Genomic DNA, 13,555 nt, shown 5'->3' with positions numbered 1-13,555 from the left:
TCAGGGCTTGGCAGCAAAGCTGGAGAATTCGCCGGTAGCGGTCACCGTGATGGTGACGGGCTTGTCGGTGCGGTTGCGCCAGTACCAGCCATGCGTGCCGTCGAAAGGCGCGCGGAATGAGCCGTCGGCCTTGGCGGCGGTCCCCTTCTCATAGCTGGAATACTGGTCCGCAGGCGCACCAAACTCCTCGCCATGCAGCTCGAAGCGAACCTCCGCGCCATCGGTGTGCCAACGATAGACGAGGGCTTCTCCTGCCTTCATCGTGGCTTTGACCTCGCGGCCCTCATTGGGTTTGAGCGTCAGCGACACGGTGACCGGTTGGCCGACAGGGCGCGACGCCTGGGCCTGCTCCGGAGTCGCCGGCACAGGCAGCGCGGGTTTTGTCGCAGGTGCTTCATCCCGGTGCTCCGCCTGCTTCACCTTTCCCATCTCGGTAAGGCCAAGCATTCCGCCTACGCCGGTTGGATCGTAGCCATACTCGGCGGGAAGAACGATGGTCACCAGAAGAGCGGCCGCAGCGCCAAGGGCGATCAGTGTCGCTCGATTGAGCTGGCCAAGGCTTGGCAGTTCACCGGGTTGCGGGGTGTGGGGACGGGTCATGCGGGATCTCCGATGAAGTAGCCGGCGAGCTGGTAGCCGGTGAGAAGGAAGCCGGCCGTCATGAGGACAGTGTTGGCGGCAAAGGCGTTGCGGTTGAAGCTGGCGGTGCGCCGCCAGTATCCCATGAGGATCAGGATGGCGGAGAGTGCCAGGATCTGTCCCATCTCCACGCCCACGTTGAAGGCAAGAAGGTTTGCGATCAGCCCGTCGGACGAGAGCGAGAAGTCCTGGAGCTTTGTCGCAAGACCAAATCCGTGGAAAAACCCGAACACCAGAACGGCGATTTTCGTGTTCGGCTGAAGGCCGAACCATCGCTGGAACGCGCCCATATTGTCCATCGCTTTGTAGACGACGGACAGACCGATAACGGCGTCGACGAGATAGGCGCTGACATGGGTTCCAAGTACGACCCCGGCGATCAGCGTCGTACTATGCCCGATCGCGAACAGCGTGACGTAAGAGGCGACCTCCTTGAGACGATAGAGGAAGAAGATTACGCCGAAGAGGAAGAGCAGATGGTCATATCCCGTGACCATGTGCTTGGCGCCCAGATAGAGGAATGCGCCGATCTGCGGACCGGTGGTCTGCTCGATATAGCCCTTGTCGCCTTCTGCAACGCCGTGCGCGATGGCTGCGCTGGTGAGGCAGAAGGAAAGGGCCAGCAGGACTGCAGCGACGGGCGCCGCTGGTCTGGCCAGTTTCAGTTTCATGATAATGAAGTCCATTTTGGCGCCCGCCAGGAGCGCTCGATGTCGTGTTTCCGCCGTCTTTGTGGGATGCGGGTCGCGAAATGCCTTGATCAGGCATTTCTCGGGGGCTGAAGCAGCGGCGGCAGCCTCATGGAGGCTGGAGCGATTTGATCAGCACGCTCGACGCAGACCGTCGATTGCAGCCGCACCTCGTCAAAGCATAGGCTACCCACCTGATCCGCAACCTGATGGACATGGGCTATGCCGGGGTCTTCCTGCTGATCTGAGGCTGCGTCCTGATGGCGAGTGGCTAAGTGGACGTGGTGGCAGCCGACCGCGCGCTGACTATGACGGTGATCAGCCGAAAATGTTGGCGAGCCATGCGACGCGAGCAGGCTTGCTGCGATGAAGTACGTCAGAAGTCTAACCAAACGCATGGTCGGTAACCTTTCGCCCGGCCGCATCCGGCTGCTGCCAGCCGGTTGCGTCGGGTGTGTTGGAAGGGTGGGGCGAGCGGCGCCGGGAGCAGCGGGCCGCTGACAGTGGGCCCGCCCAGCCTCGATCAGCTCGGTTGAACCGCTGCGACCACCTCGACGGGCTTCGGCCTCGGCCTCCAACGCGCTGCCAGGGCAGCGATCGCCGGCAGGACCAGAAGGGTCAGCGCGGTCGAGGTGATGAGGCCGCCGATGACGACGGTCGCTAGCGGTCGCTGCACCTCGGCGCCCGTGCCGGTAGCAAGGGCCATGGGCACGAAGCCGAGGCTGGCGACCAGAGCGGTCATCAACACCGGACGGACCCGTTCCATGGCGCCGATGACTATAGCATCGATCGGCGCGACGCCCTCCTCGCCATGCTTTCGAATGGCGCTCATCATCACCAATCCATTGAGCACAGCGACGCCGGAAAGGGCTATGAACCCAACGGCCGCAGTGATCGAAAAGGGAATGCCACGCACAAGCAGCGCGAAAACCCCGCCAGCGAGCGCCATCGGCACCGCGCTGAAAACGATCGCGGCCGGAACGAAACCGCCAAGCGCCATATAGAGGAGAGCGTAGATCGCAACGAAGCAGATGGGTATCACGATCAGAAGCCGCAGCCGTGCCGACTGAAGACTTTCGAAGGTGCCGCCCCAGGCGGTGTACATGCCTGGCGGAAGGTCAATCTGACCGATCTTCTGTTGGGCCTCGGTGACGAAACCGCCCAGGTCGCGGCCCCGGACATTGACCTGCACGACCACCATGCGTTTGCCGTCTTCGCGGCTGATCTGGTTGAGACCCTGCGTATAGCTGAACCGCGCAACTTCCCGCAACGGGATGGAGCGCGCGATCGCGCTGCCCTCGCGGGGCAGCATGACCGGTATGGAGCCAAGGGTTTCCAGATCGTCGCGCTTGGCGTCAGGCAGGCGAACGACGACCGAGAACCGGCGATCCCCCTCGAACAGCAGACCGGCCTCGCGACCACCAAGCGCGGCCGCAACGGTATTGGCGACTTCTTCAACCGAAAGACCATGACGCGCTGCGGCTTGCCTGTCGATTTTCACGTCAAAGGTCGGCGCCCCATCGGTCTGTTCGGCGCTGACGTCTCCGGCGCCCGGTATGGTGCGCAGAACGGCCGCGATCTTGCGGGCCTGATCACTCATGGTATCGAGATCATCGCCATAGAGCTTGACCGCGACGTCCGCGCGCACGCCCGCGATGAGCTCGTTAAAGCGCATTTGTATGGGCTGCTGGATTTCGGTGCGATTACCGATCAGCGGCTTCATGCGCGCCTCGATGCGCCTGAGGATATCTTCTTTGGATTTAACGTCGGCAGGCCACTGGCTCTGCGGCTTGGGGATGACATAGGTGTCCGAGGCATTGGGCGGCATCGGGTCCGTACCAAGGTCTGCATTGCCGTTCTTCGAGAAGACGAGTTCGACCTCGGGCAGGGTTTTGAGCGCGTTCTCAATCTGCAGCTGCATCTGCGTCGATTGATCGATCGATGCCGACGGCACTCGGAAGTTGGTGACGGTGATGTCCTTTTCGTCGAGCTGCGGCATAAACTCCTCGCCCAGGAGCCCGAAGCAGAAGATCGACGCGGCGAAAATGGCGATCCCGCTCGCCACGAACGGGATCGGCCTTGCGACCGCGTTGTCGAGCATTGGTGCGTACTTCCGCTTGAACCAGCGGATCGGCTTCACTTCGGTTTCGCTCACCCTGCCCTTTACGACGATCGCGATCATGGCCGGTATGAAGGTGATCGAGAGCACGAACGCCGAAGCGAGAGCAAGCATCAGCGTCGTCGCCATCGGCGAAAACGTCTTGCCCTCCACGCCTTCGAAGGTGAGGAGCGGCACGAAGACTAGGAAGATGATCAGCTGCCCGAACACGGTGGGCCTGACCATCTCCTGCGCGGCCTCGCGCGTTTCCTCCATGCGTTCTGTAAGGGTCAACAACCGCCCTTGGTGCTCCTGTCGCTCGGCCAGGCGCCGCAATGCGTTTTCGACAATGATGACGGCGCCATCGACGATGAGCCCAAAATCGAGGGCGCCAAGGCTCATCAGATTGCCCGAAACGCCGAGCGCATTCATGCCTGAAGCCGTCATCAGCATCGTGATGGGTATGACGGCCGCGGTGATAAGCGCGGCACGGATGTTCCCCAGAAGGAGGAACAGCACAACGATGACGAGCAACGCGCCCTCGGTAAGGTTCTTCTCCACCGTCCAGATCGTCGCATTAACGAGCTTGGAGCGATTATAGACCGGCTCGGCAAAGACGTCGGGCGGAAGAGCTCGGTTGATGTCGGTAAGCTTGTCGGCAACCCGGGTCGCTACCACGCGACTGTTTTCGCCGACGAGCATGAGGATCGTCGAGATCACGGCCTCGGAGCCCATGCGACTGCCCGATCCGGTGCGCACCGCGCCCCCGATGACAACTTCGCCGACGTCGCGCACACGCACTGGCACCCCTGCGCGCGTGGCGACCACGGCTTCCTGGATGTCGTCGATCGATTTCAGGCGGGCATCGGCTCGCACCAGGAAGCTTTCGCCAGCTCTGCGCACATAGTTGGAGCCTGCGGAAAGGTTGGCGCGCTCGAGCGCGTCAGCGAGCTCCATGATGGAGAGACCATAGCTGGCAAGCGCATTGAGGTTCGGCTCGACCAGATATTGTTTCACATAGCCGCCGTTGGAATCGACCCCCGCAACGCCTTGCACGGTGCGCATCTGGGGGCGGATGATCCAGTCCTGTACGGTACGCAGATAGGCGGCCTTGGCGAGTTCGGTCGTGAGGCGCTCGCCCTCGGGGGTCAGATAGCTTCCGTCAGATTGCCAGCCCGGCCTTCCATCGGCGGTCTTGATGCCTTTGCCGTCGGGGTGACGGAAGGCGACGGAATAGAAGAAGATTTCGCCGAGGCCGGTGCTGAGCGGCGCCAGATTGGGCTGGATCCCGACCGGCAGGCTGTCTTTGGCCTGGGCAAGCCGTTCCGTCACCTGTTGCCGGGCGAAGTAGATATCGGTGGAATCCGTGAAAACCGCGGTGACCTGGCTGAAGCCGTTGCGCGAGAAAGACCGCGTCATCTGCAGGCCTGGAATGCCCGCAAGCGCTGTCTCGACGGGGAAAGTGACCTGCTTCTCGATGTCCACGGGTCCGAGCGTCGGCGCAAATGTGCTGATCTGGACCTGTCGATTGGTGACATCAGGAACGGCGTCGATGGGCAGCTTGGTGATCTGCCAGGCGCCGAAGGCAATGATCAGCAGCGTCAGAAAGGCGATGAGCCATCGCATTTTGACGGAAAGGCTGAGGATCCGCGCGATCATTCCGCCGTCTCCTTCTCGAGTTCCGCCTTGAGAAGGAAGGCGTTGGTTGTCGCGATCATCGTTTTGGCCTCAAGGCCGGCGCCGATCGCGACCATCCCGCCACTGCGCCCCGAGACCTGGACATCGCGCGCGACAAAGCCTTTTGAGGTGCGCACGAAGACGACTGTCCGGCCCCCCAGCGTCTGGACCGCTTCCTGCGGGATCGTGACGCCGGCACTGCCACCTCGGCCGCTTGCAAAAATGCGGGCCTCAATCATCTGGCCTGGCGCGATCGCTTCACTCGCTCCCGCAGGCGCGATGATGATCGTTGCCTGCCGGGTGGTGCCGTCCACCGTCCCTGTGCTCGAGCGAACGCGGCCGGCTATGGTCTTCCCCTCGGAGGTGATGAGTTCCACGCGGTCACCAGGCCTGATCCGCTGGGCGTCGGACGCAGGGACGCTGGCTTCGATTTGCATGCCGCGAGGGTCTGCGGCGCGGAAGAGCTCGGTTTCAGCCTGAACGTAGGATCCAAGGCTGGCGGTCGCGCTGGTAATGCGCCCGGAGACCGAACTCACGACGGCGACGGAGCGCCCGTCCCCGGAAACGCGTGCCGCGCGCGCCGCCGCGTCGGCCTGTTGCAGCTCGGCTCGCGCAACCGCGAGCGACGCCTCGGCGGTTTCATAATCGGCCCGGGGGGAGACCCCTTGTGCAAGAAGCGACTTCTCGCGGGCCAGCTGACGCGCGGCAAGCGTCGTCCGTGCAGCTGCGACACGGCGGTCGGCGGAGATCGATGACGCATCGCGGCTTTCGACCAGCGCTACGGTTTCGCCAGCGCGCACTGCGTCGCCGATCCTTTTGAAGATACGGGTAATCGTGCCCGCTGCACGAGCGGTCAGGACCGCTTCACTGTCAGGTGTGGATCCGACGGTTGCACTGGCGAGGACGATCTCTGAGAGGCTCGTCGCAGAAGCGGGCGCAACAGCGATCTTGGACTCGGCGATGCCATCGGCCGTAATTGCGACCGTGTCGACCGGACCGGCTGCCACCTGCGCGTTAGTGACAGGTGCCTCGGCGGTCGGCGCTGTCAGGCGCGCAATGCCGAAGCCGGTTCCGGCGGCGAGGACCAGACCGAGTGCGGCCCCAATGTAGAGGTTTTTTGAAGAGATCATTGGATGATGTCCCCGGTAATGGTTTGGCCCTGAAGGCGAGCGAGATTGGCACGGGCGTCGAACTGCGAGGCGCGAGCGTCGAGCACGACCCCGCGCGCGACAGCGAGAGCCCGGCGAGAAGCGATCAGTTCGATGAGAGGGGACTTGCCCGCCTCATAAGCGATGCGCGCGAGGCGGTAGCCTTCCTGCGCGGTAGCAAGGGTTCGGTCGGCGGCGGCCGAGCGCGCATTCGCCGCCTCGTTCATCGCCAGTGCTCCGCGGATCGCGGCATCGATCTCGAGCCGTAGCGCCGCTTCCCTTGCCTGAGCGCCTCGCAGCTCAGCCTGCGCGGCATCGATATTACCGCGATTGCGATCGAACAGGGGAAAGGGCACGGTTAGTCCAGCGACCAGAGCATTGGCCTTGTCGATTTCCAGTCGCCGCACACCCAGTGATATTGTGACATCCGGCACAGCCTGGCGCCGCGCAAGGGTCACACGCTGCGAGGCAGCCTCGGCTTCTGCTTTGGCCGTCAGATAGGGCGGCGCCGAGGAAGCATCGATCGGCCCGGCCTCGACCCGTGACCAAAGTCGGCTGAGCAAGGGATCAGCAAGGCTGGTATAGGCCTGGCCTTGGCCCGCGAAAGCGGATAATCGGGCATAAGCGCCGGTTTTCTCCGCTTTTGCGGTATCGACAAGGGCCCGCAAGGCGTTGGCTTCGGTCTCGGCCTGAAGGCTTCGTAGACGCGCTTCCTTGCCCGCATCGACGAGCGCGACCGCGACCTTGAGGTCCGCCTCTGCCTCGCTGACGGCAGCTTGCGCAAGCTGTATCCTACGATCCGCGATCTCCGCTGCGGCATAAGCGCGCGCCAGCTCATAGGCATAAGCAAGCCGGCCCTCGCGGGTGCGCAGCTGTGCCGCTTCGACGCCGGCAAGGCCCGCCGCGATCCGGGCTGAACGCTTGCCGCCCAGTTCGACAGGCTGATTGATCTGGAACGTGTTTTCGGATCGTCCGAACCCATCATAGGGGCTTTGTCCGAACACATTCTCGGTCATTACGCTGACGGTGGGGTTGGGCCGAGCGCGCGCCTGGCGCGCGAGGCCCTCTGCTCGTTCGACCTCTGCGTCCAGTTCGACCTGGCGCGGAGCGTTGCTGGTCTGCCGATAGAGTTCGGCAAAGGGAGGCGCGACCTGCGCGCGCGCAGCCGGAACGCCAGCCAACAGGCAGGCGGCGGCCATGGCGGCTACGGCACGAGGCGGTAGCCAGCCAGGAAAGGCTGTCATTTTGATATCCTCGAAAGATCATGATCCGATTGGGCTGCGCGCTATCGCGCAGGCGGGATCACGCTTTCGGAGGCCTCAGTAAGGAAGAGGGCGAGATCGAAGCAAAAGCAATGTCGGATAGAACCGACCAGCTAGCCGAAGCAGCGAAGAATGCCGCCGGCAGTCCCGCGCCCGTAGGCAGCGCAGCACCTTGATGGACCGCGTGTGCCGCGACGTGGACAGGATCGGTACGGTCCTGTCTGTCCTCGGGCGCATGATCGTGGTGATCCTGCTCGGTCAGCATTGTCTGCGCGGCAACCGAACCATGCGGCAATGAGATGTGCCAGGTTGTGAGCAGCGTAACGCTGAACATGGCCAGCACGCCCAGAAGCGCGCAAAGGCAATCCTGCCGATGACGCCTGTTCTCAAGCAGAAAGGATGAGGCCACTCTCCCCATGAACGCTACTCTATATCCCCCCTGGGGGTTATGCAAGTCGCAGTCAGTAACTCCATATTATTGCGGCCACCTGGGGTGAAGATCGTCGACGACAAAAACGTGGCCGTCGGACGTCCGATGATCTTCGCGCATATGCGGGTGCTCGGGTGGGAGATCAGGGTGACTATGCGCCAAAATGTCGGGATCTTCGGCAGGCCACAGGAAGCGAGCGCCGATGACACCCGCATGCGCCAGAACTGATAACACGACGAAAGCCAGTATCTGATCGCCGCCGGCTCCGAGTTGCCCGGCGAGTGGGTAGCAGATGAGCCAGCATCCATGGCTGAGGGCAAACTGCGCGGCAAACAGTGCCGGTCGATCTTCCGCCTTGGCCGAGCGTTTGAGGAGTCGGCCCGAGGGGGTGACGCTCATTGAATAAGCAATGCCCATGGCAAACCATCCGGCGAGCAGGGCATACCAATAGCTGGAGTGCCCGCCGATCCAATAGGTTACCACGGCCATGATCGCCAAAAGCCAGGCAAGCATGGCGCCGGACATAAGCATGATCACTCGGTCCGAGACCCGGTCGAGGATTCGCGGCAAGGTGAAGGCCGCCAGAATCGAGCCCGCGCCGAACGCAGCGAGCGTCAGGGCGACCTCCTGTTGTCCTAGACCAAGCTTGTCCCGCACGATAACGACGGTGTTGACGATGACCATCGAGCTGGCCGCTGCCGAAGCAAGCGTCAGGGCAAGCAGACCGCGCAGGCGGGGCGTGCGCAGGTAGAACCTGACCCCCCGGGTCGTCTTGGAATAGACCCCCTGCCCTGCAGTTTGCTGCTTGGGAGCGCGCGGGAGAACCGTCGTCACAACGAGGAGCGCCGAGGCGATGAAGCCGATCATCGTCCCGGAGAAGAGCCAATGGAAGTTGATTAAGGTCAGCAGCCCCGCAGCGAGGATCGGGCTGATCAGGCTTTCCATGTCATAGGCCAGTCGCGATAGCGACAAGGCCTTCGTATAATCGCGTTCGTCCGGCAGGACATCGGGAATGGTCGCCTGGAAGGTTGGGGTAAATGCAGCCGACGTCGATTGCAGAACGAAGATGAGGATATAGATCTGCCAGACCTCGGTCACGAACGGCAGGCTCAGGGCAACGCCCGCCCGCAAGAGGTCCATCGCAACGAGGAAGCTTCGCCGGGGTAGCCGATTGGCATAGGCCCCGACGACCGGGGCAACGCCGATATAGGCGATCATCTTGATCGCGAGGGCCGTTCCAAGCACCGCTCCGGCCTCACCCCCGGCAATATCATAGGCGAGCAGACCCAGCGCGACGGTCGCAAGGCCCGTACCTAGCAGGGCAATGACCTGAGCCAGGAGGAGATGGCGATAGGTACGGTTCGCGAGGACCGAGAACATCGAGCTTTCCTTGAAAGAATCATCCCCCCGGGGGGATATAATTGGCGGTTGAGCTATCCTCCTGGGGAGGATATGTAAACCTGGTCAGCAAGCCAGCAGGTTCCATGTCCGAGCATCGTCACGAAACACATCCTGCGATCGTCAAGCGTCTGAACCGCGCCGGCGGGCATCTGCGCAGCATTGTCGAGATGATTGAAAACGAGCGCCCATGCGCCGAGATCGCGCAGCAGTTACATGCGGTCGAAAAGGCGATCGCGAGCGCCAAGAAGACGTTGATCAACGATCATATCTCTCACTGCCTGACGCATAGCGACGAGCCCGACGGCATTGTCACCGCGGTTGAGGCGTTCCGGAACATTTCAAAATATCTGTAGGGCCGTAAAAGGCTACGCCCTGCTCGATCGCCGCCGTCTGGGCCCGAGATGATCGGCGGAAACGTCGAGGTCTATGGCAAGCTGCTTGAGGATTTTGCTCGCGCCCAGGCGTTCGAGACCGTCCAGATGGGGATTGCGCGCCAGGAGCGCGAGGCGTGAGCGGACCAGCTGCGCCGCGACACGCAATGTGTGAGGGTCGAGTTCAGGCTCAGGCAAGGCTCGGTCTCCCTATATCGGCGTGAACCGTCGTTACGCGGCCTCGGCGCTGGTGCGCGAAAGCGTCGCCCAGCGCTCAACAATGACGACCATCTCAGCGCGGTATCCCAGGCTGTCGATGTAGATGGCGCCATCATGCTGCCCCAGAAAGCCGATGACCGTGGTGATGTCGCCCGCCACATTGCGGTCGAGGCCAAACAGATCGGCAATTGGGAAATCGCCAAGGTCTGGGCCATTCCACCATGCCATGAGGAAACGCGCGACGCGGGCAGACTGCCCGGTGTCGCTGCGCGCGAGATCGAGAAGGCGCTTAAGCGCCGCGATCATCGCCGGATGGTCGATCTCGATCCGAGTCACACGCACCTCCGGTATAGCTTTGCCGTGTCATACTACATCGGCCGAAATAGCCCTAGTCCAAGCTGCCTGCCGCCCGAACAACAGGTGAAGAAACTGCCTGTTATGTCCCGCTGAAGAGGTCAGCATTGCCCGCCAAGCGCGTTGCGCCGCCGAACCTACGCAGAGCGAGGGTCATTTCTTCCCGAAGGCGCGCCTTACTGGAGATCCAAATGTCCGGGGCAAGCGGTTCGCGCGCAGCCGTTACATAGCCCGTCGCCAGGGATCCGTCGGTCAGCATCATATGGATCAAATGCCCTCGCTGCGACGCCGGGCCTGCATAGCGTACGACAAACTCACCCAGCTTGGCCGAAAGGCCTTGGGCGACCTTTGACCAGCGAATATGGCCGGCGCCGATGTTGGTTCCGGGCGCGCGACCCCGGTCGAGCCAGGTGCGCAGATGGGCGCGTTGCTGGAGCGGCGAGTTGCGCGTCCGCGCCATGGTGCGGCATAGCGGGAACATGACGGAGAAGGCATCGATCACACGCAGATAGTCGCCGTGTGCGCTCACCAGAATGTCGTCGAACTGCCGCCCCGCGAGCAGGGCGGTGATCGCGTCGCACTGTGACGGGTCCGAGATCAGCTCATCAGCACGCGCAGGCGTCAGGCACGCACTATCGGCCTCGGCCTCGACGCCGGCCAGGGTGAAGCCGGCCCGCGCCGAAAGGAGGAGAATTGTGAGGTCTTCACGTCCGCCGGCACGGGCGAGTTCGAACGCGCTTGGCGCAGAACGTTTGGACCTTTCTGTCAGTGGAGTCCTGTGCATGTCGGGCGTGCTCAGAACCAGGAGGCGGCGCGGCCATGATACTGGCGGTGCCTGATCGCTCGGGGCAGCCCACTGGCTTATTGGAAGGCGGCCTGACTGACGATGGGCAACGCCAGCGGCTGTCCCTGTTGCCGGTTCGGCCACTCTATTGGCACGCCGCGCGGCGTCGAACAGATCCGAAGGATCGCCGCCACCGTCCGCAAAACCGCGGTCATAGGCCTCGACGAGTGACGGGGCCGGTTTGTCGGCTCTATTGGGCAGAGGGGCCCTGTGAGGCCAACCGGCATGGGCAGCATACCAGCCTTGTGCAAAGTTCACCGCGCTGTCCCAGTCGAGACCATGGAGATCGGCGCCCCGCAAAATGGCCTGCTCCTACAAGCTGGCCTCGCCATGCTCGACCCGTCGCCTGACGAACGAGAAATTGGTGCGCTGCCGTTCGGCCTCGGTGCGGGCTCTCGCGGCCTCAGTAATCGGTCGCATGGCCGCGACGCGCTCGCGCGTGCGCGCCATTCGCTCTTCCAGCGGGGCGTTCGCCGGAAGATCCGGGAAATCTCTCCAGGCGGCTGCCAGCGCCTCGGCCTCGGCGGGGGCCCGCCCCCGCGCGATCCATGTGGCCGCCTGCGTGACAATGAAGGATGGCGCGTTTGTCATCGCAAGGCACCTGCGCTGTGCGACCTATGGGAAAGCGCCTGCGTCATCAGGTCCGCAGCCCAGGGCTCAATCCAGGCTTGGGTGAGCGCATCGTGCTCAAGATCACCGGTCTCTATCAGCGACCTGATCTCTCGCCGGGCCTGGGCGATCGCTGCGTCCCAGGGATTTGTTGGCGTTGCCTGCAGGATGGGCCGCCGCGGAGCGAAGGTCGTTCGCCCCTTTTCGGTCAGCCGCGCCTGTTGCGCGCGAAGCCAGCGTTCAAGATGGTCGGCGACCATGATGTCGGATTTGGGGACGCCACGCCGGTACGCATCCCGCCGCGCGGCTATGCCATAGGCCTGGGAGTCGATCGATGCGACACGGGCGGAGAAGGCGGTGAGGAAAGGGAGCGCTGCCCCTTTGACGCCGAAGGCATGGAGACGAATTCCCGCCGGAAGAATGGTATCCAGATGCTCGATGACGGCCATGAGCCCCTCTGGTCCATGGATGTCGCGCCGACACATACTGCCGACGCCGATGATCGTCCCGGGGACAAGCGACCAGGCAAGCGCATCGACACAGCGTTCATAATCCTCAGGCGTGCGCCCCTGAATGACGGGCATGAACCGATCGATGATCCCAAGGTCCATGGCACGCGCCCGGCAATCACGGTTTGCCCGAATGGTTCTGGATATGCGGTCGAGGATTTCCTCGCGATCCCTCGCAATCTCAGGTTCGACGCAATAGTCGAGACTTGCGAAGCGCCGGAACGGGTATGCGGCCGCCAGGGCCATATACTGGTCCACGCTCCAGGGGATCCCGCCATAGCGGGCCGCGCAGACGAAGCCCCCGCTGTCGAGGTCCACGCTCGGCAGACCCGATGCGTTGTCCAGCTGGGCTGTCTTCCAGCCACGCCACTGGGCCCACCCCGCTTTGCGCGTCCAGCGCGATAAGGCATTGGCCGAGATCAGCACCGGTTGCTGGAGCAGCCGCGCTCGATCCAGAATCGCGCCCGCCGACAGATGGGGCAGGCCAAGGATGATCTCGATCATGTTGCGGGCCTCATCGGCACGCCCGTGCCCACGTCCCGCGCCCGAAAGCGCTCGAGCCACGAGGCGAAGGCGGGCCGGTCTTCAAGCGGAACCATGGCGGCGGCTTCCTGGAAGAGAATGAGCGAGCGCGGCGCATCGAGGATGATCGCATCGACCTCGTCCGGTGGCAGCAGCCCCTCCCGCCGGATAAAATCAGTCATTCGTCCCGGGCGGGTTTTTGTGGCGCGGCGCCAGAGCCCTTCGACGGTTTTCAGTCGCGGCGCCGCCCGCGCCTCGACCAGCACGATCAGGCGCAGACACCAGGCAGGAAGCGCACGGACCTCTTCGGGCTTCATCGCGCCGCAGACCAACAGGAGGACTTAGGGGGCACGGGGAGGCCCGCAGCCTTGATGCGATCCGCACAGTCGGAACGGGTCCAGCCCCATTCTCGCAGAGGGTAGCGGCATTCGAACAGCGCGTTCTCGATGGTTGAGGCATGAGCATGACGGCGGCTATCGGCAGGCGAGATGTCGTAACCGATGAGCCGAACGACCTTTGAGCCTGCCGCCCAGGCCGCCCGTGCAGGCTCCCATGTACGCAGATAGGCGTCCTGGGGAGCCACCTTCCATTTCAGCGAGCAGCTGTGCCGGCCCATCGAAATGCTGGGCAAGGTGGCATTGGTCAGGACGTTTTCCAAAATATGAAGTCAAGTTGTCTATGATGGCGTTTGCTGCCGTGGATATCAGGGGCTTATTCTCAATTTACCTGCCCGCGGTGTTCATGAACAATCTGAACGATCGGTAGAGTTGCAAAGCGCTACTG

11 protein-coding genes and 1 pseudogene are annotated in these 13,555 nt (G+C 63.0%); 1 reads left to right on the top strand and 11 read right to left on the bottom strand.

Annotation, left to right across the window (positions count from 1 at the left end):
* The 6 genes from GR702_RS14980 to GR702_RS14955 all read right to left on the bottom strand — a co-directional run bounded on the left by GR702_RS14980 (position 1) and on the right by GR702_RS14955 (position 9,323).
* Positions 1-600, bottom strand: a complete 600-nt coding sequence (locus GR702_RS14980; protein WP_037522680.1) for a hypothetical protein — start codon at positions 598-600, stop codon at positions 1-3.
* The gene (locus GR702_RS14975; RefSeq protein WP_037522694.1) at positions 597-1,310 is read right to left on the bottom strand and encodes a HupE/UreJ family protein; all 714 of its coding nucleotides are present in this window, start codon (positions 1,308-1,310) and stop codon (positions 597-599) included. Before GR702_RS14975 ends, GR702_RS14980 begins: the two co-directional genes overlap by 4 nt.
* 541 nt (positions 1,311-1,851) lie before the next feature.
* Entirely contained in the window at positions 1,852-5,085 is a 3,234-nt protein-coding gene (locus GR702_RS14970; protein ID WP_017501059.1) for an efflux RND transporter permease subunit, read from the bottom strand.
* Positions 5,082-6,233 carry an efflux RND transporter periplasmic adaptor subunit gene (locus GR702_RS14965; RefSeq protein ID WP_017501058.1) on the bottom strand — a complete coding sequence of 384 codons (1,152 nt, stop codon included), beginning with the start codon at positions 6,231-6,233 and terminating at the stop codon, positions 5,082-5,084. Before GR702_RS14965 ends, GR702_RS14970 begins: the two co-directional genes overlap by 4 nt.
* Complete coding sequence (locus GR702_RS14960; protein WP_026109157.1) at positions 6,230-7,495, bottom strand: TolC family protein; 1,266 nt, start codon at positions 7,493-7,495, stop codon at positions 6,230-6,232. The genes GR702_RS14965 and GR702_RS14960 overlap by 4 nt, the downstream gene beginning before the upstream one ends.
* A 493-nt stretch (positions 7,496-7,988) precedes the next feature.
* Positions 7,989-9,323 (bottom strand): MFS transporter, encoded by a 1,335-nt coding sequence (locus GR702_RS14955; RefSeq protein ID WP_017501055.1) that lies wholly within the window; start codon positions 9,321-9,323, stop codon positions 7,989-7,991.
* A gap of 104 nt (positions 9,324-9,427) precedes the next feature.
* On the opposite strand from GR702_RS14955, the gene GR702_RS14950 reads away from it, so the two are divergent.
* On the top strand, positions 9,428-9,697 hold the full coding sequence (locus GR702_RS14950; protein ID WP_017501054.1) for a metal-sensing transcriptional repressor: 270 nt from the start codon (positions 9,428-9,430) through the stop codon (positions 9,695-9,697).
* Between the two features lie 249 nt (positions 9,698-9,946).
* On the opposite strand, the gene GR702_RS14945 is transcribed toward GR702_RS14950, so the two are convergent.
* The 5 genes and pseudogenes from GR702_RS14945 to GR702_RS14925 all read right to left on the bottom strand — a co-directional run.
* A complete protein-coding gene (locus tag GR702_RS14945) occupies positions 9,947-10,270 on the bottom strand; it encodes a DUF7673 family protein (RefSeq protein ID WP_017501052.1) in 324 nt (107 codons plus the stop codon).
* A gap of 100 nt (positions 10,271-10,370) precedes the next feature.
* A complete protein-coding gene (locus GR702_RS14940; RefSeq protein ID WP_143840434.1) occupies positions 10,371-11,432 on the bottom strand; it encodes a hypothetical protein in 1,062 nt (353 codons plus the stop codon).
* A 12-nt stretch (positions 11,433-11,444) separates the two neighbouring features.
* Positions 11,445-11,723, bottom strand: a complete 279-nt coding sequence (locus tag GR702_RS14935; RefSeq protein ID WP_017501050.1) for a hypothetical protein — start codon at positions 11,721-11,723, stop codon at positions 11,445-11,447.
* Positions 11,720-12,754: a deazapurine DNA modification protein DpdA family protein gene (locus GR702_RS14930; RefSeq protein WP_017501049.1), complete on the bottom strand. Its 1,035-nt coding sequence runs from the start codon at positions 12,752-12,754 to the stop codon at positions 11,720-11,722. The genes GR702_RS14935 and GR702_RS14930 overlap by 4 nt, the downstream gene beginning before the upstream one ends.
* Positions 12,751-13,433, bottom strand: a pseudogene (locus GR702_RS14925) (hypothetical protein); the annotation flags it as partial. The pseudogene GR702_RS14925 and the gene GR702_RS14930, both read right to left, overlap by 4 nt.
* Between the last annotated feature and the right edge of the window lie 122 nt (positions 13,434-13,555).

Origin of the sequence: Novosphingobium silvae (assembly GCF_009856825.1) — a bacterium.
Taxonomy (GTDB): domain Bacteria; phylum Pseudomonadota; class Alphaproteobacteria; order Sphingomonadales; family Sphingomonadaceae; genus Novosphingobium; species Novosphingobium silvae.
Note: the sequence above shows the minus strand (reverse complement) of the source record. Positions and strands in the feature narration are given on the sequence as shown.

Excerpts from the sequence above, each read along its gene's own strand:
- GR702_RS14955 (WP_017501055.1), bottom strand. The coding sequence starts at position 9,323 with ATGTTCTCGGTCCTCGCGAACCGTACCTATCGCCATCTCCTCCTGGCT.
- GR702_RS14930 (WP_017501049.1), bottom strand. The coding sequence starts at position 12,754 with ATGATCGAGATCATCCTTGGCCTGCCCCATCTGTCGGCGGGCGCGATT.
- GR702_RS14965 (WP_017501058.1), bottom strand. The coding sequence starts at position 6,233 with ATGATCTCTTCAAAAAACCTCTACATTGGGGCCGCACTCGGTCTGGTC.
- GR702_RS14980 (WP_037522680.1), bottom strand. The coding sequence starts at position 600 with ATGACCCGTCCCCACACCCCGCAACCCGGTGAACTGCCAAGCCTTGGC.
- GR702_RS14975 (WP_037522694.1), bottom strand. The coding sequence starts at position 1,310 with ATGAAACTGAAACTGGCCAGACCAGCGGCGCCCGTCGCTGCAGTCCTG.
- GR702_RS14960 (WP_026109157.1), bottom strand. The coding sequence starts at position 7,495 with ATGACAGCCTTTCCTGGCTGGCTACCGCCTCGTGCCGTAGCCGCCATG.
- GR702_RS14970 (WP_017501059.1), bottom strand. The coding sequence starts at position 5,085 with ATGATCGCGCGGATCCTCAGCCTTTCCGTCAAAATGCGATGGCTCATC.
- GR702_RS14950 (WP_017501054.1), top strand. The coding sequence starts at position 9,428 with ATGTCCGAGCATCGTCACGAAACACATCCTGCGATCGTCAAGCGTCTG.
- GR702_RS14935 (WP_017501050.1), bottom strand. The coding sequence starts at position 11,723 with ATGACAAACGCGCCATCCTTCATTGTCACGCAGGCGGCCACATGGATC.